Source organism: Mycobacterium sp., from assembly GCF_019243155.1.
Taxonomy (GTDB): Bacteria; Actinomycetota; Actinomycetes; order Mycobacteriales; family Mycobacteriaceae; genus Mycobacterium.
This window is the reverse complement of record NZ_JAFAUS010000148.1, coordinates 1-2,061: the sequence shown is the minus strand read 5'-3', so window position 1 is coordinate 2,061 and position 2,061 is coordinate 1. Positions and strand designations below refer to the sequence as shown.

Here is a 2,061-nt window from a genome sequence, read left to right as displayed (position 1 = left end):
CTGATCCTGGGCGGTCTGCGTAACGCGACGCTGCAAGTGGTCGCCACCGCGACGGTGGCGGCCTATGCCAGCCTCGGCGGGCTGGGCAGGTACCTGATCGACGGGATCAAGCAACGGGAGTTTCAGCTCGCACTGGTCGGCGCCCTGATGGTCGCGGCGTTGGCGCTGGTGCTCGACGGCTTACTGGCCTTGGCGGTGTGGGTGTCGGTGCCGGGCACTGGCCGGCTGCATCGCAGATACCGGACACGCCCCGTCACGCTTCGCGGGAACGATTTACGGTAGACGGGTGAACGCAGACCCCTCTGATTCGACTCGGCGCGTGTGGCAGGCGATGTTGACCTGGCGCGCACAAGACGTCTCCCGGATGGAATCTGTACGAATCCAGGTGTCGGGCAACAGAATTCGTGCCAACGGCCGCATCGTGGCGGCCGCCACCGCAAGCAACCCGGCGTTCGGCGCCTACTACGACGTGCAGACCGATGAGACTGGTGCCACGAAGCGGCTCGGGATCACCGTCACCCAGGCCGAGCGGGAGCGTGTGATCTCCATCGCCCGTGACGAAGAGAACATGTGGCTGGTCACCGACCACCAGGGCGAGCGCCGGGCGCCCTACAACGGTGCCCTTGATGTCGACGTGGTGTTCAGCCCGTTCTTCAACGCTCTGCCGATCCGCCGGCTCGGTCTGCACGAAAGGGCGGACTCCGTCACGCTGCCGGTCGTCTATGTGAACGTCCCCGACATGTCTATCGAGGCGGCCACCGTGACCTACGCCAGCACTGGAGGACCCGAAATCAAGCTGCACTCCCCGGTCGCCGAGACCACCGTGAAGGTCGACGACGAGGGGTTCATCGTGGACTATCCAGGCTTGGCAGAGCTGATCTGATCACCCCGCCGGCCCGGCCCGCGGCGGCCAGTTCTTCGCGCCAGTTCTCCGTGCCGAGCACGACGTGGAAGATGTCAGAGCGCGGGAAGTTGTCGTAACGGATTCGGGCGGCGTGCCCGGCGTCGATCAGCTCGGCGACCGAGTTGTGGGCCGCCAGCGATTCGCGGGCATGGCTGAGCAACTCGATGATGTGGTCGGTCGCCGGCAGCAGCTGCGCGGCGTTGCCTTCGCACATCGCGCGCACCAGGTCCGGGGCGGTGGCAGCGACCCGGGTCCCGTCCCGGAAGGAGCCCGCGGCCAGCGCGAAGGCCAGCGGGACCTCGCCGGCGATGACTGCGAGCGCCTCGGCGAGCAAGTGCGGCAGGTGGGAGATGGCGGCCGCCGCCGCGTCGTGTTCGTCGGAGGTGGCCGGCACCACCACAGCGCCGCAGTCCAGCGCCAGCGCCAGCACCGTCGACCACACCGTGGGGTCGACGTGGTCGTCGACGCTCAGCACCCACGGGGCTCGGTAGAACAGCTTGGGCGTGCCTGCCGTCCACCCCGAATAGGCAGTGCCCGCCATCGGATGTCCGCCGACGAATCGTTTCTGCAGACCCGCCGCGACGACCTGGTCGAGGACCGCCCGTTTGACGCTGGTGACGTCGGTCAATGGGCAGTCCGGGGCCACGTGGGCGATGTGGGCGAGCATGCCCGCCAACGCGGGCATCGGCACCGCCAGCACGATCAACGCGCCGGTGTTGGCGGCGCGGGTCAGGGTCGCGGTCAGGTCGGTGCTGGCGGCAAACCCGTCGGCGACGGCCGCCTGTGCCCCCTCGACGGACCGGTTGTAGCCGAACACTGTGCGGCCGGCGACCGTGGCGGCGCGCATTATCGAGCCGCCGATGAGGCCCAGTCCCAGCACGCATACCGGGGTCTTCGAATCAGGGCTTGCCACGGTTCAAGGTTGGCACAGTCAGCTGGCGGCGGTGCGTCCAGATACCGTCGCTGTGGTGCGTCTATCGGAGCGTCATCTGGTCAGAGAGCCTGGTCAGCGACTACCGTTGGCGGCCATGGGAGCAGAACGGGCCTCAGCCCAGGGCCTGTCCGCCGACACGCCGGACGGATTCGGTGTCGCGGTTGTGCGGGAAGAGGGGCAATGGCGCTGTTCTGCGATGGCACCCAAGTCGCTGCTCAGTCTC

At 68.0% G+C, this 2,061-nt stretch carries 2 protein-coding genes and 2 pseudogenes; 3 read left to right on the top strand and 1 reads right to left on the bottom strand.

Translation table 11 applies throughout. The features are described from left to right. Together JOZ00_RS07220 and JOZ00_RS07215 are read left to right on the top strand one after the other, a co-directional pair. Nucleotides 1–282, top strand: a pseudogene (locus JOZ00_RS07220) (ABC transporter permease); the annotation flags it as partial. Between the two features lie 4 nt (nucleotides 283–286). Continuing rightward, complete coding sequence (locus tag JOZ00_RS07215) at nucleotides 287–883, top strand: putative glycolipid-binding domain-containing protein (RefSeq protein WP_293341737.1); 597 nt, start codon at nucleotides 287–289, stop codon at nucleotides 881–883. Here the strand turns inward: JOZ00_RS07215 and JOZ00_RS07210 are convergent. Next, complete coding sequence (locus tag JOZ00_RS07210) at nucleotides 846–1,784, bottom strand: prephenate dehydrogenase (protein WP_293341740.1); 939 nt, start codon at nucleotides 1,782–1,784, stop codon at nucleotides 846–848. The genes JOZ00_RS07215 and JOZ00_RS07210 overlap by 38 nt on opposite strands. Nucleotides 1,785–1,932: 148 nt before the next feature. Between JOZ00_RS07210 and JOZ00_RS07205 the strand changes: the two are divergent. Then, nucleotides 1,933–2,061 (top strand): annotated as a pseudogene (locus JOZ00_RS07205) (tRNA adenosine deaminase); the annotation flags it as partial.